The 25,348-nt window shown below is 63.4% G+C and carries 23 protein-coding genes and 3 pseudogenes; 17 read left to right on the forward strand and 9 right to left on the reverse strand.

The features are described 5' to 3' along the window. Window positions 1–55: 55 nt before the first annotated feature. The 14 genes and pseudogenes from FJ425_RS01545 to FJ425_RS01610 form a co-directional block, all read left to right on the forward strand. Complete coding sequence (locus FJ425_RS01545; RefSeq protein ID WP_140721247.1) at window positions 56–1,588, forward strand: IS66 family transposase; 1,533 nt, start codon at window positions 56–58, stop codon at window positions 1,586–1,588. Between the two features lie 216 nt (window positions 1,589–1,804). Next, window positions 1,805–1,990: a hypothetical protein gene (locus FJ425_RS01550; RefSeq protein ID WP_181175756.1), complete on the forward strand. Its 186-nt coding sequence runs from the start codon at window positions 1,805–1,807 to the stop codon at window positions 1,988–1,990. 185 nt (window positions 1,991–2,175) lie between these two features. Then, complete coding sequence (locus FJ425_RS01555; RefSeq protein WP_140721253.1) at window positions 2,176–2,436, forward strand: hypothetical protein; 261 nt, start codon at window positions 2,176–2,178, stop codon at window positions 2,434–2,436. 761 nt (window positions 2,437–3,197) lie between these two features. Continuing rightward, window positions 3,198–4,727, forward strand: coding sequence for an ABC transporter substrate-binding protein (locus FJ425_RS01560; RefSeq protein ID WP_140721256.1), 1,530 nt, complete (start codon window positions 3,198–3,200; stop codon window positions 4,725–4,727). A gap of 111 nt (window positions 4,728–4,838) precedes the next feature. Next, entirely contained in the window at window positions 4,839–5,780 is a 942-nt protein-coding gene (locus FJ425_RS01565; RefSeq protein WP_181175758.1) for an ABC transporter permease, read from the forward strand. After that, a complete protein-coding gene (locus FJ425_RS01570) occupies window positions 5,780–6,643 on the forward strand; it encodes an ABC transporter permease (RefSeq protein ID WP_140721259.1) in 864 nt (287 codons plus the stop codon). Before FJ425_RS01565 ends, FJ425_RS01570 begins: the two co-directional genes overlap by 1 nt. Then, window positions 6,643–7,860 (forward strand): amidohydrolase/deacetylase family metallohydrolase, encoded by a 1,218-nt coding sequence (locus tag FJ425_RS01575; RefSeq protein WP_140721262.1) that lies wholly within the window; start codon window positions 6,643–6,645, stop codon window positions 7,858–7,860. Before FJ425_RS01570 ends, FJ425_RS01575 begins: the two co-directional genes overlap by 1 nt. 8 nt (window positions 7,861–7,868) lie before the next feature. Then, the gene (locus FJ425_RS01580; RefSeq protein ID WP_210241683.1) at window positions 7,869–8,876 is read left to right on the forward strand and encodes an ABC transporter ATP-binding protein; all 1,008 of its coding nucleotides are present in this window, start codon (window positions 7,869–7,871) and stop codon (window positions 8,874–8,876) included. Then, window positions 8,873–9,868 (forward strand): oligopeptide/dipeptide ABC transporter ATP-binding protein, encoded by a 996-nt coding sequence (locus FJ425_RS01585; protein WP_140721265.1) that lies wholly within the window; start codon window positions 8,873–8,875, stop codon window positions 9,866–9,868. The genes FJ425_RS01580 and FJ425_RS01585 overlap by 4 nt, the downstream gene beginning before the upstream one ends. A gap of 15 nt (window positions 9,869–9,883) precedes the next feature. Beyond that, the gene (locus FJ425_RS01590; RefSeq protein WP_140541188.1) at window positions 9,884–10,375 is read left to right on the forward strand and encodes a RidA family protein; all 492 of its coding nucleotides are present in this window, start codon (window positions 9,884–9,886) and stop codon (window positions 10,373–10,375) included. A 25-nt stretch (window positions 10,376–10,400) separates the two neighbouring features. Next, window positions 10,401–11,600 (forward strand): aminotransferase class V-fold PLP-dependent enzyme, encoded by a 1,200-nt coding sequence (locus FJ425_RS01595; RefSeq protein WP_140721268.1) that lies wholly within the window; start codon window positions 10,401–10,403, stop codon window positions 11,598–11,600. Window positions 11,601–11,675: 75 nt separating this feature from the next. Then, on the forward strand, window positions 11,676–12,479 hold the full coding sequence (locus tag FJ425_RS01600) for an IclR family transcriptional regulator (RefSeq protein ID WP_246677849.1): 804 nt from the start codon (window positions 11,676–11,678) through the stop codon (window positions 12,477–12,479). A gap of 88 nt (window positions 12,480–12,567) precedes the next feature. Continuing rightward, a pseudogene (locus FJ425_RS01605) lies at window positions 12,568–12,726 on the forward strand (transposase domain-containing protein); the annotation flags it as partial. Window positions 12,727–12,749: 23 nt separating this feature from the next. Next, window positions 12,750–13,577 (forward strand): annotated as a pseudogene (locus tag FJ425_RS01610) (IS66 family transposase); the annotation flags it as partial. A gap of 1,199 nt (window positions 13,578–14,776) precedes the next feature. Here the strand turns inward: FJ425_RS01610 and FJ425_RS01630 are convergent. The 4 genes and pseudogenes from FJ425_RS01630 to FJ425_RS01645 form a co-directional block, all read right to left on the reverse strand. Beyond that, on the reverse strand, window positions 14,777–15,004 hold the full coding sequence (locus FJ425_RS01630; RefSeq protein WP_140541191.1) for a hypothetical protein: 228 nt from the start codon (window positions 15,002–15,004) through the stop codon (window positions 14,777–14,779). Between the two features lie 7 nt (window positions 15,005–15,011). Next, entirely contained in the window at window positions 15,012–15,257 is a 246-nt protein-coding gene (locus tag FJ425_RS01635) for a hypothetical protein (RefSeq protein WP_140721273.1), read from the reverse strand. Window positions 15,258–15,341: 84 nt separating this feature from the next. Next, the gene (locus FJ425_RS01640; RefSeq protein ID WP_140541193.1) at window positions 15,342–16,043 is read right to left on the reverse strand and encodes a Crp/Fnr family transcriptional regulator; all 702 of its coding nucleotides are present in this window, start codon (window positions 16,041–16,043) and stop codon (window positions 15,342–15,344) included. A gap of 130 nt (window positions 16,044–16,173) precedes the next feature. After that, window positions 16,174–16,392, reverse strand: a pseudogene (locus tag FJ425_RS01645) (HTH domain-containing protein); the annotation flags it as partial. Between the two features lie 96 nt (window positions 16,393–16,488). Here FJ425_RS01645 and FJ425_RS01650 point away from each other — a divergent pair. Continuing rightward, window positions 16,489–16,887 (forward strand): VOC family protein, encoded by a 399-nt coding sequence (locus FJ425_RS01650; protein ID WP_140541195.1) that lies wholly within the window; start codon window positions 16,489–16,491, stop codon window positions 16,885–16,887. A 608-nt stretch (window positions 16,888–17,495) separates the two neighbouring features. Here FJ425_RS01650 and FJ425_RS01655 read toward each other — a convergent pair. From FJ425_RS01655 to FJ425_RS01675, 5 genes are read right to left on the reverse strand one after another with little or no spacing between them, the layout of a single operon-like run. Continuing rightward, the gene (locus FJ425_RS01655) at window positions 17,496–18,602 is read right to left on the reverse strand and encodes an SAM-dependent methyltransferase (protein ID WP_140541196.1); all 1,107 of its coding nucleotides are present in this window, start codon (window positions 18,600–18,602) and stop codon (window positions 17,496–17,498) included. Window positions 18,603–18,617: 15 nt separating this feature from the next. Then, on the reverse strand, window positions 18,618–19,196 hold the full coding sequence (locus tag FJ425_RS01660) for a DUF3726 domain-containing protein (RefSeq protein WP_181175760.1): 579 nt from the start codon (window positions 19,194–19,196) through the stop codon (window positions 18,618–18,620). Beyond that, window positions 19,193–20,842 carry a hypothetical protein gene (locus FJ425_RS01665; protein ID WP_140541198.1) on the reverse strand — a complete coding sequence of 550 codons (1,650 nt, stop codon included), beginning with the start codon at window positions 20,840–20,842 and terminating at the stop codon, window positions 19,193–19,195. Before FJ425_RS01665 ends, FJ425_RS01660 begins: the two co-directional genes overlap by 4 nt. Next, on the reverse strand, window positions 20,839–21,843 hold the full coding sequence (locus tag FJ425_RS01670) for an Ldh family oxidoreductase (protein WP_140721279.1): 1,005 nt from the start codon (window positions 21,841–21,843) through the stop codon (window positions 20,839–20,841). Before FJ425_RS01670 ends, FJ425_RS01665 begins: the two co-directional genes overlap by 4 nt. Window positions 21,844–21,858: 15 nt before the next feature. Beyond that, entirely contained in the window at window positions 21,859–22,767 is a 909-nt protein-coding gene (locus FJ425_RS01675; protein ID WP_140721282.1) for a LysR family transcriptional regulator, read from the reverse strand. Window positions 22,768–22,867: 100 nt separating this feature from the next. On the opposite strand from FJ425_RS01675, the gene FJ425_RS01680 reads away from it, so the two are divergent. Further along, on the forward strand, window positions 22,868–24,316 hold the full coding sequence (locus tag FJ425_RS01680) for an aldehyde dehydrogenase family protein (protein WP_140721286.1): 1,449 nt from the start codon (window positions 22,868–22,870) through the stop codon (window positions 24,314–24,316). After that, on the forward strand, window positions 24,313–25,311 hold the full coding sequence (locus tag FJ425_RS01685) for a membrane dipeptidase (protein ID WP_210241682.1): 999 nt from the start codon (window positions 24,313–24,315) through the stop codon (window positions 25,309–25,311). The genes FJ425_RS01680 and FJ425_RS01685 overlap by 4 nt, the downstream gene beginning before the upstream one ends. Window positions 25,312–25,348: the final 37 nt, after the last annotated feature.

Here is a 25,348-nt window from a genome sequence, read left to right on the forward strand (position 1 = left end):
AATCAGCATCGATTCCGCTGTCGCGAGCCGTTGGCGAATATGGTCTGATCGGCTCATGGCGATGACGGCTTACCAGCTTCCCGATGATCCGGATGTGCTGAAGGCGATGGTCCTGGCGCGCGACGTCGAGAATGCCCGGCTGATCCAGATCATCAAGGAATTGCAGCGCCATCGCTTCGGCCGTCGCGCAGAGACGCTCCCCGAGGATCAGCTGCTGCTGGGGCTCGAAGAGGCCGAGCAGATCGAGGCGGCCGGCGAGGAAGAGAACGAGCAGGCTGCTGCCACGGAACGTCTGGCAAGGACTACCAAGCGTCGGGCCAACCGTGGCTCGCTGCCGGCACACCTTCCTCGCGTGGAGAAGGTCGTCGACATCGAGGACCATGCCCGCCAGTGCTGCCGCAGTGGCCTGCATCGGATAGGCGAAGACGCGAGCGAGCGGCTCGATATCGTGCCGGCGCAGCTGCGTGTGATCGTGGTGCGTCGGCCCAAATATGCCTGTCGCGCTTGTGAGGACGTTGTCGTTCAGGCTCCGGCGCCCGCCCGGCTGATCGAAGGCGGGCTGCCGACCGAGGCGACGGTCGCCCAGGTGCTGGTCTCCAAACATGCCGATCATCTGCCGCTCTATCGTCAGGCGCAGATCTACGCTCGGCAGGGCATCAATCTCGATCGCTCGACGCTCGCCGACTGGGTCGGCCGTGCCGCCTGGCATCTGCGTCCGGTGCACGAGCGGCTGCTTGGAAAGCTGAGGTCCTCACCAAAACTCTTCGCCGATGAGACGACAGCGCCGGTGCTCGACCCCGGCCGCGGCAAGACGAAGACGGGGCAACTTTGGGCCTATGCCCGCGATGACCGACCGTGGGAGGGGAGCGACCCGCCAAGCGTGGCCTATGTCTATGCGCCGGACCGGAAGGCCGAGCGTCCGATCGCGCATCTCGCAGGCTTCACCGGAATCCTTCATGTCGACGGCTATGGTGGCTATCGCGCGCTGGCCGAAAAGAGCGGCGTGACGCTCGCCTTTTGCTGGGCCCATGTCCGTCGGCGCTTTTATGAACTGGCAGCTGCCGGTCCCGCGCCGATCGCCAGCGAGGCGCTAAGACGGATCGCCGAGCTCTACAAGATCGAAGACGCCATCCGCGGCCTATCGGCCGACAAGCGCCGTGCGATGCGTCAGGAGAGGAGCGCTTCACTTATTGCCGACCTCGAACCTTGGTTGCGCGAAAAGCTCGGCTTGATCAGTCAGAAGACAAAGCTCGCCGAGGCGATCCGCTACACGCTCTCGCGCTGGGAAGGCCTCTCGCGCTTCCTCGACGACGGACGCATCGAGATCGAGAGCAACACGGTCGAACGTTCAATCCGTCCGATCGCGCTTAACCGCAAGAACGCGCTCTTCGCCGGCTCGGATGGCGGCGCCGAGCATTGGGCCGTCATCGCCTCCCTGATCGAAATCTGCAAGCTCAACGGCGTCGAGCCCCTCGGCTACCTCGCCGACATCCTCACCAGAATCGTCAACGACCACCCAAACAGCCAGATCGACGATCTCCTGCCCTGGGCTTACATCCGCGCCTCTGAACTCAGGGCCGTGGCCTGAGAACATTGCTTACGCTAGACTAGGCAACGCTCGTCGCACAAGCGGTCAAATACCCGCTGGAGCATGTCCAGCTCACCTGGCCAGTAGACACTACTGTAACGCGACAACGACATCCCCGGCGCCCTCGGCGCGGCTTGCGCCATTATCTGACACGACGGGCGCGGGCGCGACAGGCTTTCCTTATCAGAGCATGGAGTTTGTGCTATGATTCGGCCGATGGGGAAGAAGGCAAAGCTTAGGCCGCATGTCGTTGAAGCGCCGGTAGAAGGCGAACTGGCGGCAGAAGCAACCTACTATGCCCGCAAGTGCGGCATCACCATAGACGAAGCCGCGAAGATCATTCGTGAGGCGAATGGGCCTAAGCTGTCGATAGTCCGCAAGGATGATGCGAAGGCTAAATAGGCTCGCTCATTTCAAACTGAACCGCAACCCGTCGCCTCAGAGCCTATGACGGAATCATGACGCGTGGTGCACCTCCGGAGCTTGGCGCAGCGCATCGTAGCGCTCGACACTAGCCACCGGCTCCTTGGCCAGACTCATCCTGTGCGGTGCATCCACAAGTGGTGCCGCGAGTACCGTCGACCCCTATGCAGGTGATTGAAGGATGTGGACCTTGGTCGGCCCCCCGGGCCCGCAAGGCCATCCCGCCTTCCAGCATGGCCTGTTGTCATGTGCACGCCAAGGGCCAGGATCTCGACCATCTCCCGGTCGCCGAGCAGATGCTGCTGCAGCCAATTGAAGGCTTCGGGCACCTCGGCAAAGGGCTTCAGGGAAAAGCGCTGGTCAAATCGATGTTGACCATATCAGCGCCAGTTGGCCAGCACCTCTTTACCTCGGCGGCAAGCTGAGTCGCGCTGATCGAAGCTGCGTTTGTTTGCGGAGCGTAGGAACGCTGATCGACGCAAGTTTGCCTCGTTTATCCAAATTCGCCTTGAAACTTGCTTTGAGGCGCAGGTCAACTGACGAGGCGGGGAACCTCACGCACTTCAGAAGTCTGTCTCGTAGGTCGGACCGGTCATCCGCTCCAGCAGGAATGACGGATATGAGCAGCAAAAAGACGCCGAGTAGTTTCATAGTCTGAGCCTCCCAACCACTGAATAGCACAACCTCTACCGCACGGCGCGGCTCGCCGGGAAGCCCCCTTCGATATCAGGACCCTTATAGGCTCTCTTGGCCAAGGATGAGGTATGGCAACGCTGGGTGCTACCTTCGCCGCGTATGTCCCGGTTGACAATGAGCTTCGCCTTCCAATTCTGCACTCGGCCGGCACAAACCCACGCCGGAAACGAACTCAAAACTGGATAGAACCTGGGGGCAAGCTCAGTCCGCCTCAGCCGCAATCCTGAGCATCCAAGCACTGGCATGTCTTCCGTCGGAAGAACGCGCCAACAGCACAAGGCAGCGCCACGAAGCCCAACGCTATCCGGAAACCCGGGTTCGGCCAGTGCGGCGAGATCTGAAGAAGTTGTCTCATGACCATTCGCGCACGGACGGGATCCGCAATCTAGCCCAGCTCGGGCTTCGCCGCTTGACGCGACGAGCCATCGGCGTAAGCTTAGTGCGTAACTAAGCTATATATTCCATAAAACTGGAACATGGAGGAGAACGAATGAAGCGCGTACTGCAAGTCGTCGCGTCGTTCGCCGCGTTGCTGCCGGCGCTGGCATGGGCTGAACCGCAGAAGGGGGGGGTGATCGACGTCGCCACCGTCGGCGAGCCTCCGACATTGGATCCAATGGCATCGACCGCCGATCTGGTCGGCATCATCACCCAGCACATTTACGAGACGCTCTATACGTTCGACAACAAGTGGGGCATCACGCCGCTCCTGGCCGCCGACATGCCTACGATATCGCCGGACTGCCTGACTTACACGATCCCGCTAAGGACGGGCATCAAGTTCCACGACGGTTCGGATATGACATCGGCCGATGTCATGGCCTCGCTGAAACGCTGGATGAAGGTGGCGACGCGCGGCAAGCAGGCGGCGGACGTCATAAGCTCGCTCGACGCCCTCGACGAGAGGACGGTCAAGATTACACTGAAGAAACCCTACGCGCCGCTGCTGTCGCTGCTGTCGTTGAACAATGCGGCGGCCATCATCATTCCCTCTGAGAATGCCGACGAAGATCCGCTGACAAAGTTCATCGGGACCGGGCCTTACATGCTCAAGGACCGTAAGCCGGATCAGTTCATCCAACTCGCCCGCTTCGATGGCTACAGGCCCCGCGACGGAGAGCCGGACGGCTATGGTGGGGCAAGGAAACAATATCTGGACGAAATTCGCTTCGTGCCGGTTCCGGATCCTAATACGCGCGTCGAGGGCGCCGTCGCCGGCCAGTTCGCCTATGCCGATTCTCTTCCTGTCGAATCCTACGACAAGATTTCCGGCGGCAAGACAAAGCCGCTTATCCTGAAGCCGTTCGGCTGGCCCGTGTTCGTGATGAACACCAAACAGGGGCTGAATTCCGACGTCCGTATCCGCAAGGCCATCCAGGCAGCGCTGGCGCCTGAGGATATGCTGCTCGCCGCCTTCGGGTCCAAGGATTTCTATGCAGTCGATGGTGCCATGTATCCGGAAGGCTTCGCCTGGCACTCGGACACAGGTACCGAGGCCTACAAGCCCGAGGGCGACACCGAGAAAGCCGCCGCACTGCTCAAGGACGCCGGCTATGACGGCAAGCCGCTGCGCATCCTGACCAGCCGCCAGTACGAGTTCCACTACAAGATGGCACAAGTGGCTAAGGCCTATCTGGAGCAGGCCGGCTTCAAGGTCGAGCTCGATGTCGTCGAATGGGCGACACTGACCAAGAACCGCACCGATCCGGCGCTGTGGGACATCTACATCACCCACAGTCCCTTTCTCGCCGAACCGTCGCTCAACGGCTTCATGTCCGACAACACGCCGGGCTGGTGGTCGAGCGATGCCAAGCACAAGGTGCTCGATGCCTTCAACTCCGAGACCGACCCGGCCAAGCGCGCCAAGCTCTACGAAGACGTGCAGAAGGTGATCTACGACGAAGCGCCGGTTTACAAGGTCGGCGATTTCAACGCGCTCGCCGCCGAGGCGCCGAACCTCAAGGGCGTCACGCCGGCGCCCTGGCCCTATTTCTGGAACGCTTACCTCGAAGGCAAATAGCCAATCCCCTGCCTTCCCGCTCCGTCGCGGGAAGGCAGCGTGGCATGATCCGGGAGGCGCCGCGGTCCGGCGGCCCTTCCCGCAAAACCGGCCCCGGAGATATCAACGCGGATGCTGCGCTCGGTTCTCAACAGGCTCCTCGGCATGGTCGTGGTGATGGCCCTGGTCGCCACCATCGTCTTCGTCATCGTGCGGGTGACGCCGGGCGACCCGGCCGCGATCATGCTCGGTCCCGACGCCACCGCCGCCGACATCGCCACCCTTCGCACCAAACTGGGACTTGATGGTTCAATCCCGCAACAGTTCTTGCACTACCTCGCCGGGGTTATGCAGGGAGATTTCGGCCAGTCAATCTTCCTCAACGAGCCGGTCACCACGGCACTCCTCCAGCGCGCCGAACCAACTTTCTTTCTGACCGTGTTCTCGCTCATGATCGCGACCGTGATCGCGCTGCCGGTGGGCATCCTTTCTGCCTATAGGCGCGGCTCGCTTTTCGACCAGGCGGCGACGACCATCGCCATGTTCGCGGCCAGCGTGCCGAGCTTCTGGCTCGGCCTGCTGTTCATCCAGTTCTTCGCCGTCAGGCTCGGCTGGTTCGACACGTCGGGATATGGCGGCCCGGGCGCCTCGTTCGGCGAGCGCATCGCCCATCTCGTGCTGCCGGCGCTGGCGCTCGGGCTGGTCAGCTCGGCCCTGATCACGCGTTTCACGCGCGCCTCGATGCTCGATGTCCTCAACGACGATTATGTGCGCACTGCCCGCTCCAAAGGCATGAGCGAATGGCGCGTGGTGCTGAAACACGCGCTGAAGAATGCACTTATCCCTATCCTCACCGTGATCGGCCTGACGGCGGCGCTGCTGATTTCGGGAGCCGTCGTCACCGAGACCGTGTTCGGCCTGCCGGGGGTCGGCAGCCTCGTCGTCTCGGCGGTGCTGCGGCGCGACTATCCGGTCATCCAGGGCGCGCTGCTGGTCATCGCTGGCCTTTACGTGCTGGTCAATTTCGTCATCGACATGCTCTACATCCTCATCGATCCGCGGGTGCGCTACTGATGGCCGCCATCGCAACCCCGCTGCAGCAGGAGCCCAATCTTCTATCACGGCTGCTCGGCCGCCCGACGGCGGCGGTGGGGCTGGCCCTGCTCGTCGTCATCGCATTGGCGGCGATCCTGGCGCCGATCATCGCGCCCTATGCGCCGACCAAGCTTTCGATCGCCAGCCGGCTGCATCCGCCAAGCCTCGAGCATCTGTTCGGCACCGACGATCTCGGCCGCGACGTGTTCACGCGCATGCTCTATGCGGCGCGCACCTCGCTGTCGGTTGGCTTCGCGGTGGTCGTCTTCTCCTCGGTGATCGGTATTGTGCTTGGGCTGACGGCCGGCTTTTTCAGGAAGCTCGACACGCCGGTTTCGCGGCTGGTCGACGCCATGATGGCGTTTCCCGATATCCTGCTTGCCATCGCCCTGGTGGCGGCACTCGGCGCCACGGCAGTCAACGTAGTCGTCGCGCTCGGCATCGTCTACGCGCCGAGGCTGGCGCGGGTGGTGCGCGCCTCAACGCTGGTGATCCGCGAATTGCCCTATGTCGAAGCGGCGCGCGCGCTCGGCGTGCCGACGCCGGTCATCCTGGTGCGTCACGTGCTGCGCAACGTCACCTCGCCGATCCTGGTGCAGGGAACCTTCATCTTCGCCAACGCCATCCTGGCCGAAGCCGGGCTATCGTTTCTCGGTGTCGGCATCTCTCCGGACATCCCGACCTGGGGCACGATGATTGCGGTCGGCCGTCAGTACATGGACCAGGCCGGCTGGATCATGATGTTCCCGGGCGCTGCCATCGTCATCACCGTGCTGGCCCTGCAACTGGTTGGCGACGGCCTGCGCGACCTTCTCGATCCCCGTCTGGTAAAGGACATCTGATGTTCGGCAACCGTTTTCCCGAAATGAAGCAGCCGCTGCTGATCAGGGGCGGCAGGCCCGTGGCGTTCGGCGATCGTTTCGGTCCTGCCATCGACGTGCTCGTCGACAAGGACGGGCGCATCGCGGAGATCGGCTCGATGATTGGCGCCGGCGACGACGTCAAGGTGGTGGAGGCGAACGGCGCCTTCCTGTCGCCCGGCTGGACCGATCTGCATGTCCATGTCTGGTATGGCGGCACCGATATCTCCATTCGGCCCCAGCAATGTGGTGCCGCGCGCGGCGTCACCACCATGGTTGATGCAGGCTCTGCCGGCGAGGCGAATTTCCACGGCTTTCGCGAATTCATCGTCGAGCCGGCACAGGAGAACCTCTACGCGTTCTTGAACATCGGCTCGATCGGGCTTGTCGCCTGCAACCGGGTGAGCGAACTGATCGACATGCGCTCGATCGACATCGACCGAACCATCGCCACCATTGAAGCCAACCGCGACGTCATCGTCGGGTTGAAGGTGCGGGCAAGCCACGTCATCACCGGCGGCTGGGATCTGACGCCGGTCAAGCTGGCCAAGAAGCTCGGCCGCATCGTCAAGCTGCCGGTGATGGTGCATGTCGGCGAGCCGCCGCCGCTCTATGACGACATTCTCGGCCTGCTGACCGAGGGCGACATCGTCACCCATTGCTTCAACGGCAAGGCGGGCGGCTCGATCCTCGAGGACGACGATCTCTACCGTCTGGCCGAGGACGCGGCGTCGCGCGGCATCGTGCTTGATGTCGGCCATGGCGGGGCATCCTTCTCGTTTGATGTCGCCAAGGCCGCTCTGGAACGCGGCCTGCCGCCGAAGACGATCTCGACCGATCTGCACAACCGCTCGCTCGACGGTACCGTGTGGGACATGGCGACGACCATGTCGAAGCTTCTGTCGCTGGGCATGGCGTTCGAGGACGTAGTGACAGCGTCGACTGTGGCACCACGCCGGGCCATCCGACTGCCAGCCGACAGCTTGCTGGAAAAGGGCAAGCCGGCGGAATTCACATTGTTCGAACTGGTCGATGCCGAACTGACGGTGAAAGACTCCCAGGGTGCGACTAGCGTGCTCAACCAGTTGTTCGAACCGCGCTACGCGATCCTGGGAGCGAATGCGATAGAAGCCCACCGGCACGTGCCATCGGCGCATGCCGGCGACGGCGCTTGTCCTCATTGCGGATGGAAAGCTTGAGCGAGGCGCTGGCCCAGAACACGATCCTGTCGGTCCAGGACCTCAAGGCCTGGTTCGTGACCCGGCGCGTCACCGCCAAGGCGGTCGACGGCGTCACCTTCGACCTGAAGCGCGGCGAGACGCTGGCCGTGGTCGGCGAATCCGGTTCGGGAAAATCGGTCACCAGCTTGTCGATCATGGGGCTGCTGTCGAAGCCGGGCCGTATTGCCGGCGGCAAAATCCTATTTCGCAACCGGGCCGGCAAAGTCGACGATCTCGCAAGCTTCGCTGCGAAGGATTTCCGCCGGATCCGCGGCAGGGAGGTCGCGATGATCTTCCAGGAGCCGATGACAAGCCTTAATCCGCTATACTGCATCGGAGACCAGATCGGCGAGATGATTGCGCTGCACGAACCGGTCGGCCGGCAGGAGGCCCGCAAGCGGGCGCTGGAGATGCTGCGGCATGTGGAAATTCCCGATGCCGCATCGCGTCTCGATGATTATCCGCACCAGATGTCAGGAGGCATGCGCCAGCGCGTGATGATCGCGATGGCGCTTGCCTGCAATCCTTCGCTGCTGATCGCCGATGAACCGACGACGGCGCTCGACGTGACGATCCAGGCTCAAATTCTTGATCTCTTGCGACGGCTGCAGCAGCAGTTCGGCATGTCGATCCTGTTTATCACTCACAATCTCGGTGTCGTCGCCGAGATCGCGCACAATGTCGTTGTCATGTATGCCGGCCGCGTCGTCGAGCAGGCACCCGTCAACGATTTGTTCGCGCATCAGCGCCATCCCTATACGCGCGGCCTGCTTGCCTGCACGCCGAATGCCGCGCGCGACGTCGATGCGGCCGGCGAGCGCAAAATACTCTACTCCATCCCCGGCAGCGTGCCGGCGATCACCGCCCTGCCGCCCGGCTGCGCCTTCGAGCCGCGCTGCGATTACGCAATCGCCCCGTGCCGGGCCGCCCCGCCACCGTTGATGCCGGCGGGCTCGGCAGGGTTCTCCCGCTGCATCCGGAGCGCCGAACTATGATTGCCGATGCTGAAACCAACGACACGACACAAGCAGCTCCCCTGCTCAGCGTCCAGGCACTGACAAAGCGGTTTCCCGCGCGCGACGGCCGTGTCGTGCACGCCGTGGAGGACGTCAGTTTCGAGGTCAAGCGCGGCTCGACAGTCGGTCTGGTCGGTGAATCCGGATCCGGCAAGACCACCGCCGGTCGCGCCATTTTGCGTCTGATCGAGCCGACCAGCGGCAAAGCCCTGTTCAATGGCGTCGATCTCTTCTCGCTGTCGGCACGCGAGATGCGTGCCTATCGGCAAAAGCTGCAGATCGTCTTTCAGGACCCTTTCTCCAGCCTCAATCCGCGCCTGCGTGTCAGCGCGATACTCGGCGAAGCTCTCGACGCGCGCGGCTATTTGCGTGGCAAGGCGCGGCAGGACCGCATTGCCGAGCTTCTTGCCCTTGTCGGCCTCTCACCCGATCATGCCTCTCGCTACCCGCATGAATTTTCAGGTGGCCAGCGCCAACGGATCGGCATTGCCCGGGCACTTGCGGTGGAACCAGAATTCATTGTTGCCGACGAGCCGGTTTCGGCGCTCGACGTCTCGGTGCAGGCCCAAGTGCTCAACCTGATTGGCGATCTGCAAAAGCGGCTTGGCCTGACGCTGCTGTTCATCGCGCATGACCTGTCGGTGGTTGAATATTTGTGCGACGAGGTCGTCGTCATGTATCTCGGCCGGGTGATGGAGCGTGGTCCAAGCAGGCTGGTCTATGCGGCGCCACGGCATCCCTACACCAGGGCGTTACTGGCAACCGCACCGGTGCCGGATCCAACGCGCGTGCGCGTTCGGGTCCCGCTCCTGGGCGATATTCCCAGCCCGATTGATCCGCCATCGGGCTGTGTCTTTCGCACTCGCTGTCCGGAAGCAATCGAAGCCTGCGCCGCGGTAATCCCGCCGGTTTCGCCCATCGGCGGCGGACATCATGTGGCCTGCATTCGCCACGACCAAAGAAATGACTGACTGGAGTTCGCTTACATGACTTTTTCCGAGCCGATGAAGCGATCGGAAAACTCGCCCAATGACCGGCTGAAGGCGCTGGGCATCACCCTGCCCCAGGCACCGCCTCCAATCGCCAATTTTGTCACCCACGTTCAGGAAGGCAAGCTTCTGTTCCTGTCCGGTCAGGGGCCGACCGAGGCTGACGGCATGCAGCACACCGGCAAGGTCGGCGGCAACGTGACGGTGGAGCAGGCCTATGCACATGCACGGCTGACCGGCATCAACCTGCTTGCCGTGATGCGATCTGCGCTCCACGACTTGAGCCGTGTGCGGCGTGTGGTGAAACTGCTCGGCATGGTCAATGCCGTGCCCGATTTCGCCGACCATCCTGCCGTCATCAATGGCTGCTCGGATCTGTTCATCGACGTCTTCGGCCCGGCCGGAATTCACGCGCGCTCGGCCGTCGGGCACGGTTCGCTGCCTGGCCAAATCACCGTCGAGATCGAAGCCATCATCGCCATCGATTGAATTCCCACTAAGGAGCACCACCGCCATGCCGATTGAGGACATTCGTCGCCGCCTTGGCTTGAGACCGGTCATCAATGTTTCCGGCACGATGACTGGGCTCGGCGCCTCCATCGTGGTGCCGGATGCCGTCGAAGCAGTGGCGGCGATCCTGACCGAATTCGTCGAAATGAGTGACTTACAACGTCGCGCCAGCGCCGTGATCGCCGACCTGACCGGCGCCGAAGCCGGCTTTGTCACGGCGTCCTGCTCGGCGGCGATCAGCCTGGCGGTGGCAGCCTGCATGACCGGACCTGATCTGGTCGCGATCGAACGCCTGCCCGACACGGCCGGGCTGAAGGACGAGGTGGTCATCCAGTCCGGCCATATGGTGAGCTACGGCGCGCCCATCGAGCAGGCGATCCGTATTGCCGGAGCCAAGGTCGTGCCGGTCGGCCAGGCGACAAGTGCCGCGGCCTATCAACTCGCCGGCGCCCTTACCGAAAACACCGCGGCCGCCGTCTACGTCGTGTCACACCACGTGGTGGGCTACGCGCAAATCCCCTTGAAGATTTTCGCCGAAGTGGCCCACGCGCGCAACGTACCGGTGATCGTCGATGCGGCGTCGGAATACGACCTGAAGGGTTTCCTGGCCGATGGAGCCGACCTGGTTCTTTATTCCGGTCACAAGTTTCTCGGCGGCCCAACCTCGGGCATCGTTGCAGGACCCAAGGCAAGGGTGCGCGACGTCTATCTGCAAAATCGCGGCATTGGCCGCGGCATGAAGGTGGGCAAGGAAGGCATCGTCGGCGCTGTGGCGGCACTTCAGGCATGGAAAACACGTGACCATGACGGCATCCGCGCCCGCGAACGCAAGGCGCTCGACTGCTGGGTCGAGGCGCTCGATGGCCGACCGGGTATAATCGCCGAGATCGCCCCGGATCCGACCAAAAATCCGCTCGATCGTCTGAAAGTTTCGGTCAACCCTGCTGAAGCCCGCGTTGCCGCCTGGGATCTGGCCGACCGCCTGGCTGCCGGCGACCCTCCGGTCGTCGTGCGCGACCATGAGGTCGAGCACGGCTATTTCTTCCTCGACCCCTGCAATCTGCATCCGGGTGAGGAGCTTGTCGTGGCAAAGCGACTGGCCGTGGAACTGGATCAGGCGCGCAAGTCGAACGTGATGGCCGCCACGTCCTTTGAGGAGCGCCTGCGCGCACGGGAAGCGGCGATCCTGAAATGGCCGGATTGATATATCAGGTATCGCAAACAGCCATCCCATTCTACACTCGCCTTGAGAAAGATGTCCGAACCAATGACCAGGATAGTGGCCCACATCGAAGCGGCGCCAATTGCGGCGCCTGAGCCGCGCCGCTCGCGCACCAGCGGCATCGACCGGGCGCTGCAGATCCTCGATTATCTGCAGAAGGTGGAGCGACCGGCGACCGCCTACGAGATCGCCCGCGACATAGGCGCGCCGCTGTCGACCATCTATGTGATCGTTGACGACCTGGTGGAGAAGGAGTTGCTTGACCGGCAGGACAACGGCCTCCTGTGGCTCGGGCCTCGCCTCTACCACTATGGTTTGACCTATGCGCGCACCCTTGATCTTCTCAACGTCGCGATCCAGGAGATGCACGAACTCGCCCTAAGCTCGGGCGAGACCATCCAGATTTGCGGGCGCGATGGCGATCACATGGTGGTGCTCGCCATGAAGGAGGGCAAGGACCACTTCCAGGTGACCTCGCGCGTAGGCACCCGCAGCCCCCTCAACTGGACCGCCTCCGGCCGCATGCTGGTCGGCCACTTGCCGGAAGAGGAACGCCGCGCCATTTTTGCGCGCTCCGCAACGGCTTCCCCGACCGGCCGAGCCGAAACGGATGAGAAGGTGCTGGCGAGCACGGCCGCCGCGGCCCTCGAACAACGCCTCTCAATCCAGGCCGGTGAATCCGACTTCTCTGTGGCCTGCATCGCCGCCCCCATATGCGACGGCGAGGGGGCTTGCAGGGCGACGATCTCTATCGTGGTTCCCGATATCAAGCTGAAACAGAAGAACCCGGATCTGATCCATCTGGTCAAAGCTAGCGCCAGGCGTATCGAATCCCGGTTGGGCTGGCGCAGTGTAAGGTGACTAACAACGGCGACCGATCGGCATCCCACGCGCGTCCGTCATTACTGGCAACCGCGCCTCGACCTGGACTAGACGCCAAGATAGCGCTGCAGGCGGCGGCGCCGAGCACTGGGCCGTCGTCGCTTCGCTGATCGAGACCTGCAAGCTGAACGACGTCGAGCCGCTCGGCTACCTCGCCGAAGTGCTCGCCCGGATCGTCAATGGCCACCCAAACAGCCAGATCGACGATCTCCTACCCTGGGCCTACATCGCCAATCAGAAGGTTAAGGCCGCAGCAAGACCGATACCGGCCGAGCCTGTGTCTATGTCCGCGATGACCGGCCCTTTGTTGGGACCGCACCGCCGGCAGCGCTGTTCTATGCCTCGCGCGACCGGTCGGGCGATCATCCCGAGCGGCACTTAAGGCAGTTCACCGGCATTCTGCAGGCCGATGCCTATGCCGGCTACAACGGGCTTTATCTCCCCGACCGGAGACCCGGACCGGTCACGGAAGCGCTGTGCTGGAGCCATGCGCGGCGCAAGTTCTTCGTCCTTGCCGACATCGCCGCCAGTGCGCGTCGAGGGAAGACGGCGCCGCCGATCTCGCCGATCGCCTTCGAGACCGTCAAACGCATCGATCTCCTGTTCGACGTCGAGCGCGACATAAATGGAATGGCTGCCGAGCAGCGCCTCGCCGTCAGGTCGGAACGGGCTGCGCCACTCGTCGCTGACCTGGAAGAGTGGCTGCGTGGCGAGCGGGCCAAGCTCTCGCGCCACGCGCCGGTTGCCCAGGCGATCGACTACATGCTCAAGCGCTGGGCAGGCTTCACCCGTTTCCTCGAAGACGGGCGCATCTGTCTCACGAACAATGCTGCCGAACGGGCGCTGCGTGGTCTGGCTCTCGGCAGAAAGTCGTGGCTCTTCGCGGGTTCAGACCGTGGCGCCGACCGCGCTGCCATCATGTATACGCTGATCGGCACGGCGAAGCTTAATGACGTCGATCCACAGGCCTGGCTGAGCGACGTGCTCGCCCGCATCGCCGACACGCCGCAAGGCCGGCTGAACGAACTCCTGCCGTGGAACTGGAAACGTCGATCATCGAAGGCCATCGCTGCATAGGACAAGAGAATGGCTCACGGGCGAAACAAGTATCAGTCACGAGAAAACCGGGCTCGGGTTCGGGAGATTTTGCTGCACGATTGGGATCCTATCGGCGTCTCCGGCATACCAGATGCCACCGGCGAATATGACGCCTACGCCGACACGGTCTACGTGATGTTGATGGACGAAAGCGCCACCGCGAGTGACATCGCAGCCTATCTATTCGCCGTAGCTACCGAGCATATGGGACTAACGGACCGCGGACAGCTAGCTGAGAGAAGCGGGTCGCCAAACTTCTGGTGAGTGCCCGACCTGAGTTCGGCAACCACTAACGGCCTTCGTCCAATATCGGCGCCACCGCGGCCTTTGCCGGAGGGTTACGACCCGACGGACTTTCCTTGGCCCCATATTGCTTCGGTCCTTGATGACCTGAAGGAAATAGCCGGGAGCCTGCCATTAGAACGGCTTCAGCGATCCGCCGTTCACGAGGACTGTAGGCGCTATCAAGCGATGGGCGCCAACGTCGTCAGTCTGCGAATCCAAGGCGCCAACCTGCGTAACGGGGGCCGAAGAGGACGACAAGGTTACTAAGAACGAGTGCCAGCTTGACGAAACGTGGGTCACGGCGGCGGAGCCGGGCAAATATGGCGGGAAAGAGCAGAAAATACCCGAACAGACGCCGCTGCAATCGATAAGCGACGAATCGCAGCGAATTCAAGGTTTAATACCGCAATTAACGCGACGCCATTGTAAGCGGGCTAAAGACACGGGTTTCATTCTGGTTTGCTGGTGAGCCTTTCAACTGTCGCAATGATCGCCTTGGCAAGCGCCTCCTCCTCCGTGGAAGCGGCCGGCGAGGCAGTGGATCAAACTGGGGCTGATTGGCTGTGTGAAGCGTCTGCACGGGCGAGGATGACTTGCGCCACGCGTCGTTGCAGGATTTTCGAGAAGACCCCGCCTAAAGTCGATCCGTTCGATACGGCTCTGTTGGGACGAAAACCCAACATTGCCGCTGCTTCTCTAGTTCGATCTGCATCTCGTCCCCAAAAAGCCCGCTGCCAGGGGGACAGGACAACGGGCTTTTTCATGAGGGGACTTATTGGAGGCGGCTGCATCCCTGAGGAATCGACCGCCTACCGTAACAATCTTAGCGAGGGAAATGTTCCATATCGGGACGAATGGGCCGCCACTACCGCTGACCGGCAAGATGACGACGATCAGGGAACCCCCGCGTCGAATTCAATCGCAAACCCAGCGTCGATCGCGCTTCGTGCAATGTAGTCGGCCAGTTCCCAATCCGTCATTTCGCAAAGCGGGAACATTTCTCTAAGGCCCCGGATGACCTCGGATATCGAAACGCTCGAATTGTCGACCTTATCAATCAGGTAACAGATAATCGCTTGGCGAACGTCCGATGCAGTGAGCGTCTGCGCAAGCGCGGGCATCGCTGTCCTACGAGTGGAGCCGCGTTTCCGCGCTGGCGGCCGTTGTCACGTCGAAGGCGACGGGCACACCATGAACGATGCAGGCGGCCGCCAACATCTCCTCCAGTTCGTGGTCGGTGGCTCTGCAGGCCGGCATCAGTCTTCGGATTGCGCGGATTGCCTGTGCGATGGAAAGGAAGCAAGCCCGGCCTCTGGAAAGGACATAAGCTTCGGTCGCCTTTTCAACCGTAACGCTTTGAAAAGTGTTGGTCATTGCGAGTTCCTCCCTGAACCCAAACCAGCACGATTTACGGCCAATATTCGGCCGTCTACAAGCTTATGTCCGATTCCGGACAATTCAGCCGGGGGCAATGCCGAAGTGGCGTTGCTCCTCCTCCCCATAGGCGCCTCTCGTGAGCTTTATCATTCCGGCGCGGTCGACGATTGTGATCTCGCCGCGCCTGGCATGGACCAGTCCCCTATATTCGAGCATTTGGAGGGCCGCAGTAACGCCGGTGCGCCGAGAGCCGAGCATAGTCGCGAGAAATTCGTGCGTCAGGTTGATCTTGCTTCCCCCCACGCGGTCATGGACCATGAGCAACCATCGGCCCAGTCGTTCTTCGATCTTAGAGTGACCGTTGACCAGTGCCGTTCGGGATGACTGAACTAGGAATGCGTGGGCGTAGCGAAGCAGCGACTCGCGAAGGGTCCGGCTTTCTGCAATCGCAGCGCGAAGATTTTCAACAGGCAGGCACCAGCCATTGCTGGCGACTTGAATATAGGTTGCGTTGGGAGAACTGTCCTGACCGAGAATTATCGTAACCCCTGTCATGCCGTCGCGACCGATGATGCCGACTTCGCTCTGTCGTCCTCCGGTCATGGTGGCAACCACCGATGCGATACCCGTCTCTGGAAAATAGATATGCTCGATCGAGTGATAGGGTTCTTCCAGCCGGGCGTTGATAGCGAGTTCGACACGATGCATGGACGGCTGCAAAAGCGCAAAATCCTCTGCAGCAATAGATTTCAAAATGTAGTTGCGAAGATTGAGTTGAGGCATGGCTCTCTCCCTAACGGGCAAGAGCACGTACCTCTCACTGTCGGCTGCATCCGAACATCTGGCGGCCGATATCCAGGAGCATAAGCCTCGGGCGGCCGACTAGCAATATGACGGCGTGCGCGCATTGCCAAGTCAGCATTAGTGGCGGCGTGTCATAGCGATCGGCCAGAACGCAACCAAAGCCAGCTTCCCCTGCGATCGGAACACGCTGGCCGATCAGGTCAGCCACGCCGCGATAGACCGTGCGTTTCGACATCTCAAGTTCGGCGCCCAGCGCTGCCGCCGTCACGGGCCGGCTGGAGCGGCGCAGGATCTGGATGATCTGGAAAAGGCGATCGGCGCGGCGCACTGCTGTCACCTGCTGCCATCATGCTGGCAGCAGCCCTATGCCACAAGGCACACGCAGGCCACCGCATTCGCCGTGGCCAACCCGCGAGGATCCGTCATGAAATTTGCTTCGACCCGTTTGATCGCCGCCGACATCGCTGCCGTCGTGCGCTTCTACGAAACGCTCACCGGGACAACAGCCGACTGGCTCGCCCCGGTCTTTGCCGAAATTGTCGTGGCTGGCGGGGTTATCGCGATCGGCGGGGCGGGAACGGTCGCTCTTTTCCGTGAAGGCAGCGCGCAACCTGCCTCTAATCGCACGGCCATTCTCGAATTTTTGGTCGCGGACGTCGATGCCGAATTTGCTCGTCTGAAGGAAATCGTAGAAGTCGTTCAGGAGCCTAAGGACATGCCTTGGGGCAACCGTGCCGCCCAATTCCGCGATCCGGAAGGTACGCTGGTTAGCCTGTTCACGCCCGTGACCGATGCGGCCAAGCTGCGCTTCGGGTCGCGATAGACCACGGTGAAAGTCCAAGCCTGGCTGCGACATCCAGACGCGCCAGCCTGTAGACCACGCCCCCAGGCGGAAAAGCTCCCTACGACGGTAAAAGTCGATACTTTAATGCAGATGTGCGTGCTTCACCGGACGGTTACCTGCTATCGCCATAATGATCTCTCTTTCAGTGAGACTGACGTCGAAAATATGCGGAAAGCCGTGAAGGCGATTTCTAACAAGTCAGACTTGGATCAGGCTGCCAAGGACCAAAATTGGCAGTATGGTCAGTACGGGCTGAATCTGGCTCTTAGCCAGCCGACATCCGAAGTCTGTGCGGCGGCTAGGACTCAAGCAGCATTGCTGCTTCCTCAGGCGATCAATCCAGACAAGAACCCGTTTTAAGGTTCAGGTCACGCGTCGCACCTGATCCAACTGTACGCCGCCCACGCGTGAGCGGCACATCACTTACTATAGACGCGCTCCAGCGGCGATCGGCTTCGATGTTTCTTGTGGCACAGAGGCGGTTCGGGGGCGGAGGCCGTGAAACTTCAAGAATGGACGTCCAGTTTGGCCCGGATAATCGTCATCTAAACGTTTTCAGGAAGCGGCGCGCAAACTCTCGGCACCCCTTACGATTTGACGATCTCCGCCACGCAGTGGACGTAGTCCATGCGGTGACCTTCGGGAGCGTGTGCGACCTCGGCTTCATAAGCGCCGTAAAGATCGTCGACGATTGCGGCACGGTCATTGGCGGGACGCGAGGGATCGAGCGCGTTGGCAAAAACGGTTTCCGACCAGGAGCGGAGCGTCGGCACATAGGCCCTGGCGAAATCCTGCGCGTTGCCATGGACCCGGAAGGCCTCGGCATAGGGGCACGGCGTCAGCATGGTGAAGATGTTTTCCAGCCTCAGCCCGGCCTGCGACACCGGCGAAACGGGATCGCGAAAGGGTGCTGCGAACTCGTCCGGCGTCTTGTAGAATTGCTGGAACGTCGCGTTGACATATTCCGCCTCGCTGATCCGCCCCGCCGCAACCAAATCGCGCCAATGGCGCGCGAAGGTGTCGAACATGTCGACCCCGGTCGTATGTCCGAGATAGCGGCCTTCCTCGTCGACGCAGAAATTGGCCAGCGCCAGCCTGCCGCCGGACCTGAGCTCACGGGCCCTCGCCAATAGGATCGTCTCCCAGTCGCGCAGCCCCTGGGCGCGAAACTGCGCCCGCTCGGCCTCGGTGGCGCCGACCGCCTGGACATGGTCGGCGATCATGCAGGGCCGCTTGCTGATCCAGTGCATCGCCGTGGCGGAAAAGCCGAAGGACAGCGAATTGTCCGGCAGGATCTGGCGATAGAAGCTGGTGCCGCTGCCGAAGATGTAGAGGCCGGGCGTCTCGGCCAGCGGAACCTCGGCGGAGGTTCCCAGCAGTCCCTGGCTCAGCCGGAACAGGGTCGAGAAATCATTATGGGGCAGGTCGGTGTAGGTGATCGATATCGCCCGGTCCGGTTCCCTCTCCCGAACGGCGGAGACCAGCCGCCGCATCATGTCCATCGAGGTGCCGCCGTCAGCGGCGCCGAAATCGGCGACGGCGAATGGCTGGCCATCGGCCAGCCGAGGCATCCCGGCGACTGCCTTGACGACGAGATCGCCGACCTTATCGATAACGTATTTGGCGCCGACGGTGTTTGCCGAGTAGTAGCCCGCCCCACGCATGGCGATCTTCTGGCCATCGGCTGCGCTCATTTTCTTCTCCCTTTTTTATTCATCGTCCACCCGGCCGCCGCCCGCGCCGCGCATGCGCGATCGCTCGCTTTCCGGCACATAGGTTCTGGCGGCGAAGGAACTGAGCGCCGCAAGGGTTTGCTCGTCTATCGCGCCGCGCCGGCCTGTGGCCGGCTGCTCGATTTCGGCGCGATGTTCGATGACGACACCGGCGCGCTTCGCCAGCCCCGCAGGTCGCGCGACGCGCATGGCCGAGCGGCGCAGCATGGCGTCGAGCCAGACCGGCAGACCGACACCAATGATCGCCAGCGGCAACGCGCTCGCCGGAGGCGGAGCGTCGAGCAGCAAAGCCGCGGTTCGGATCGGACAGAGCGGCGTTTGGGCAGGCTTGTCGGCCTCGCCTTTTCGCCAGCGCGCCGCGCGAGCAGGATCGGGCGCCGTGAGGGATTGCGCGTTTTCGGCAAGGCTCAGCATGGCCATGCCCCAATTGTCGTCCTCGACGGCGATCCGGCGTGCGGCGCGGCCGACATCATCGGCTAGTCCCCATGAAAACCCGACGCCCCGCGCCGCCTTGGCGCTCAGCGTTTCCACCTCGTTGAGCGACAGGTCGATCACGCGGCTTCTCCTGCCTGCGCGGCGACATCCTCGATCAGCGGCTCGCCGCTGAACAGCGCGATGCGCAACCAGCGGTCAGACCGTGGATCGAAGCTGCGCGCGCCGAAGAAGGCCAGCTTGGCACGCAATATGTCGACGGGCCGCAATTCGGCGCCGATCAGATTGTCGTGGATCTCGGCATAGGGGAATTTCGCGACGATCTGGGCGCGCCGCACCGCATGGCGCCATTCAGGCCGGCGCAGCAGGAAGTCCGCGACACTGGCCGAGGCCGGCTCCTGCGCCAACGCGGCCGCCAGGCTGAGGGCATCGCGCGCGGTGGCCAAAGGTTGTTCGAGCTCGGCGCCGTCCTCCTCGAACCGCTCGCCGAGCCGGGGCTCGAGCTTCTCCGCCGATACATACCAGAAGCGCGCATTGGCAGCCGGCTGAGCAAAGTCGATTGCCCTCGCCCATGAATAGCAGTCGAGAAGCGCCTGGCGCAGCGAGCCGCAGTCCATGCCGCCGTCGATGGCATGGCCGAGCGTCTCGTCGGCTTTCATCGTGTCGCCGAGCTCGTCGACCAGCGCCCCGTGCGGCTCGAGGATCAGGGAGACGCAGGCCTCCTGCCCTTCCAGGGAGAAGTGCTCTTCCGCGAAGCGGTAGAGCACGTCCCAGGGCTGCGGGTTCGCCAGAAGCCGGTCGAGGTTTTCGGCCAGCCTATCGAGATCGGCGGCCAGGGATCGTGTCGCGGCGGCCTGTCGGTCATCGTCGCTGTGCCAGCGGGCGACGCGTTGGGCCAGATCGGCGAGCGCCTGTGCAAAGATTTTCCGTTCCGCCTCGCCTGCCTGCGGCTCGGCGCGCACCCGCGCCAGCGCGGTTTCGCGGGCGAGGAACCAGCTATGCGTCAGCAGCGGATGGCGCACGAGGAAGGGCGCCATGCCGAGTCCCGTGGCGTTACCCACGCCGAGCGCCCGGCGCAAGTCCGGCGCCAGCCTCGCCGCGCCGGCCGGATTGCGGCGACCCGCGATGTGGTCGACCAAGTCGAGCGTGAAGGATCGGATCAGCCAGACGGTGAGCATCTCGGCCTGGAAAGACCCGGCAAGCTCCGGGCGCGCGGCGATCTCGTCGCGGTCGGCAATGCCGAACTTGCCGTTGCCGTAGACGGCCGTGGTGCGCAGCAGATAGCCGACGCCGAGAAGTTGCTCCGCGTCCGGCTGTTGTCCCCGCACCAGCGCCGACGCCACGTCCTCGAACAGCCGCACGCTCTTGTTCGCGCGCGCCAGCACCAACTCGCTTCTGGTGTAGCGGCCCGCCTCCTGCAGCGGCGCATTTGCTTCCAGTCGCGCGATTTCGGCTTGACCCGGCAATCCGTCGTAAAGCACGTAGCTCGTGTCCCAGGCCTGCGCGATCACCCGGTCGGATCGCTTCTCATCGTCGAGCGGGGTCGAGAAGGCGACCAGGCTGTAGGTTCTGGCCGGCGTCTCGACCGCATAGACCGCACGCCCGAACCCGTTGTCGTTGAGGTCGAACAGGTGCTTACGGACACGCCATTTCTCCCTGGTGGCGCGGCGGATCAGCTGGCGCAGGAAGCTGAGCCGCGTCGGATGCGCCGCGCCCAGCCGCTTAAGGCGCATGACGACCTCCGGCGGGCGCAGCGCGATCGCCGTCATGCGGCGGTCCCGGCCAGCTTTTCGAGCGTGGCGAGCGTTTCGGCGGCCACCGCGATGCCTTCGGTTGCATTCCGCTCTCGCGCGTCAAAGCGCCTCGTGCCCGGAAGCCTCGCTTCACCGACAAAGGCGCCGGTGACGGTTTCCAGATTCCCCGCGAATGCCCCGGCCGAGGTCGCATCGGGCGAGATTGCCAGGAAGAACTGGCCGGTTCCAGGCGGGCCACCGGCCTTGCCGGAGAAGGGGCTGGCGACAAGCCCGGGGTTGGCTCCCGTCAGGCATGCGGCGAAGACCTCCACCAAGAGCGCCGAGCCGACGCCCTTGTAGCCGCCCGCCGGCACCATCGTGCCCTTCAACGCTTCGCCGGCATCGGTGGTCGTCTCGCCGCTTGCGTCGAAAGCCCAGCCGGGTGGGATCGGCTCGCCGGCGCGGGCGCGCTTGATGACCTCGCTCTTGGCGACGACGCTGGCGCTCTGGTCGATGACGAAGCGCGCGCCGGCCTGCCCGTCCGGGACGGCCAGCGACCAGGGATTGGTGCCCAGCGCCGCCTCGCGGCCGCCCCAGGGCGCGATCGAGGCCGGCGCATTGGTGAAGCCTAGCCCGACCAGGTCGGCCTGGGCGATCCGCTCGGTGTGATAGCCGAGCGCGCCGCAATTATAGGAGTTGCGGATGGCGAGCGCCGCCACGCCCTGCGTGCGTGCCGCCTCGATGAGCGCCGTCAGGCCGAGGGCGATGGCCGCATGCGCGAAGCCGTTGGCGGCGTCGACCGCGACGACCGCCGGAGCCGGCCGCGTCAGGCGCGGCTCGGCCTGCCCCAGCACCTTGCCGCAGGTCAGATGCTCGCAATAGGTCGACAGATACATCAAGCCGTGCGACTTCAACCCGTCGCGTTCCGCCGCCGCGATGCCCGCGGCCAGCGCCCCGGCCTGACCCTCGCTGGCGCCGTGGCGCAGCAACGCGGCGCGGGCGAGCGTTTCGATGCGGGCTTGCGTCAGGCGTGTCATTCCCTCACCCACCGATCATGCCGCCGCATAGCCGAACTCTCCTTCGCTCGCCCGGGTCTGCAGGCGAATGCATTCGATAAAGCGCAGCGACGCCGGCTGCAGGTTACGACCCTCCTTGGCGATCCAGCCGACGGTGCGGCTCGAACGCGGATCGGCAAGCGGCACGAAGCGCACGTCGTGGCTCGATTTCCAGCGGCAGAGCCGCGGCAGGATGGTAACGCCGAGCCCGGCCTCCACCATCGCCAAATTGGAGCTCACATTGGTCGCGGTGAGCTTGGAGCCGGCGGCGAGCGCTTCGGTCTCGGCAAGCCCGAGTGCCGCGGCCGCGCCATTGCGGATGAAGCTCTCGCCATCGAGCTCAGCCCATTTCAACGGGCGCTTCGATCTTGCCAGGGGATGGTCGGCCGGGCAGACGAAATCGAGCGGCTCATGGAACAGCGGCTCGAAGCTAAGCTGCGTCCGCCTGCCAGCGAGCACGCAGAGGCCCACCTCCACCATGCCATTCTCGACCGCCTCGACGATGGCGCTGGAATCGCTGTCGCGGACGTGGATGTCGAACCGGCTGCCTTCGGCGCGAAGCTTGGCGATCGCGCGCGGCAGCAAGGTCACCGCGACCGAAGGCACGCTGGCCACGTCGCAGCGCCCCCGCCGGTCCGCCGCGTAGCTGGTGATCGCCAGGCAGGCGCGATCGTAATGCGCGATCATGGCGCGCGCCTCGTCGAGCACGATACGGCCGACCGGCGAAAGCGCGCCCTTGCGCTCGCTCTCGAACAGCGGCGCCCCGATATCGTCTTCCAGTTGCTTCAAGGTCATCGACACAGCGGACGGCGTGCGGCCGATCTGGTCGGCGGCGGCACGCACGCCGCCGGTCTCGCAGACCGCGACGAAACTGCGCATGCCGGTCAGGCTGATGGTTCTGGTCACTGTTAAGCTTGCCTGAACATTTGTGCCAAAAATTGAGCTTGATTGAAGTTCACAGCATTGGTTAGGTCGTTGTCAACCGAATTGATGCAGGTGGAACAGGATGTTGAGCGGTCAGAACTTCGTTGCAGGTGAATGGCGCGACGGTGCCGACTGGGTCGAGGATATCAATCCGTCCGACGTGACCGATGTTGTCGGGCGTTTCGCGCAGGCACGGCAGTCCGACATCCATGACGCCGTCGCGGCGGCGCAAGGCGCGCAACCGGAATGGGCGGCGGCCGGGCTGGAAGCGCGAGCCGCCGTTCTGGACGCCATCGGACGCGAGTTGATGGCGCGCTCGAAGGAGCTTGGCGAGCTGCTGTCGCGCGAGGAGGGCAAGACCCTTCTCGAGGGCGTCGGCGAGGTCTATCGCGCCGGCCAGTTCTTCACCTATTTCGCCGCGGAGGCCTTGCGCAATCTGGGTTCCTCGTCCGATTCCGTCAGGGCCGGCGTCGATGTGCTTATCGAGCGCGAGCCGCTTGGGGTCGTCGCGATCATTTCGCCCTGGAATTTCCCCATCGCCACCGCGTCCTGGAAGATCGCGCCGGCGCTTGCCTTCGGCAATGCCGTTATCTGGAAGCCGGCCAGCGTCACGCCGGCCAGCGCCTGGGCGCTCACCGAGATCATCAGCCGGCAGGCGATCCCGAAGGGCCTTTTCAACCTGGTGATGGGTTCAGGATCGACGATCGGCCGCGAGCTTGCCGTCAATGCCGACATACAAGGGCTGAGCTTCACCGGCTCCGGCGCCATCGGCTCCGGCATCGCCGCGCTCGCCGCCGCGCGCTTCGTGAAGCTGCAGCTCGAAATGGGGTCGAAGAATCCATTTGTGATCATGGACGATGCAGACCTCGATCGCGCCGTCGACCTTGCCGTGAACGGCGCCTTCGGCGGCACCGGCCAGAAGTGCACGGCCTCGTCCCGCCTGATCGTCCACCGGCAGGTGCATGACGCCTTCGTCGAGAAGCTGCTGGCGAAAACAAAGGCCCTGAAGGTCGGCCATGCGCTCGAAGCCGGCGTCCAGATGGGGCCGGTCGTCAGCGCCGAGCAGCTCTCGGCCAATCTCGATTATGTGACGCTCGGCATCAGCGAAGGCGCCGAGCTTGCGACCGGCGGCGAGGCGCTCGATCTGGCGCATCGCGGCCACTACATGGCGCCGGCCGTATTCCTCAACGGCCGCTCGCGCATGCGCATCAACCAGGAGGAGATGTTTGCGCCGATAACCTGCGTGATGGCTGCCGACGATCTCGACGAGGCGATTTTCCTTGCCAACGATACGCCCTATGGGCTGACGGCCGGCATCGCTACGCGCTCGCTGGCGCGCGCCACGAAGTTCCGCCACGCCTCGCGCTCCGGCTGCGTCATGGTCAACCTGGCGACCGCCGGCACCGATTATCACGTGCCGTTCGGCGGCGTCCGCGCCTCGAGCTACGGTCCGCGCGAGCAAGGCCGCGCCGCGGTCGAGTTCTACACCCAGGTCAAGACCTCCTACATCCACGCGGGCGCGCCCGAATGACCAGCGACGCGCCGCAGATGCTCATCGATGGGCTGCAATACTGCAACTGGTCGCGCGCAATTTTCGAGGAGATGCGCCGGGGCGGGCTGACCGCGGTTCATGCCACGGTCGGCTATCACGAAGGTTTCCGCGAGACGGTGCGCCATCTCGTCGATTGGCGCACTTGGCTTCGCGACAATGAGGACCTGATCCTCCTGGCGCGCGATGCGGGCGACATCGAGCGGGCGCGGGCCTCAAACCGGACGGCGATCCTGCTTGGCCTGCAGAACCCGATGCCGATCGAGGACGACATCGGCCTGATCGAGATGCTTTTCGATCTCGGCATCCGCTTCATGCAGCTCACCTACAACAACCAGTCGCTGCTCGGCTGCGGCTGGATGGAAAAGGAGGACAGCGGCCTGACACGGATGGGGCGCGAGGTGATCGCCGAGATGAACCGGCTCGGCATGATCATCGATCTGTCCCACGCCGGCGAGCGGACCGCACTGGAAGCGATCGCGCTCTCCGAGCGGCCGGTGGTCGTCAGCCACGCCAATCCACGCTGGCTGCGCGACAGCAACCGCAATGTCTCCAAGGCCCTCTTGCAGGCATTGCGCGCAAAGGAGGGGCTGCTCGGCCTGTCGCTGTATCCGCTGCACCTTCCGAACGGATCGGACACGACGCTGGAGCAGTTCGGGAAAATGGCTGCGGAAGCGGCCGGGATCATGGGACCTGACCATCTTGGCATCGGCTCGGATCTCTGCCAGGACCAGCCCGACAGCGTGGTGCGCTGGATGCGCGAAGGCCGCTGGACCCGCGAGACACAGGCGGCGGCAAGTTTCCCGCAGCAACCATCCTGGTTCAGGTCGAACCTCGATTTTGCAACGCTTTCGGAGGGCCTTCTCTCGGCGGGCTTTGACAAGGCGCAAACGTCGCTCTTGCTCGGCGGCGCCTGGCATCGCTTCCTCGAGACCAATCTGCCTTCGACCCGGGATTCGCAAGCCACCAGTAGGTAGATTTGCCCCGCATGCGTACACACCAAGCACGGTCTCA

Source organism: Mesorhizobium sp. B2-7-2 (genome assembly GCF_006440775.1).
Lineage (GTDB): Bacteria > Pseudomonadota > Alphaproteobacteria > Rhizobiales > Rhizobiaceae > Mesorhizobium.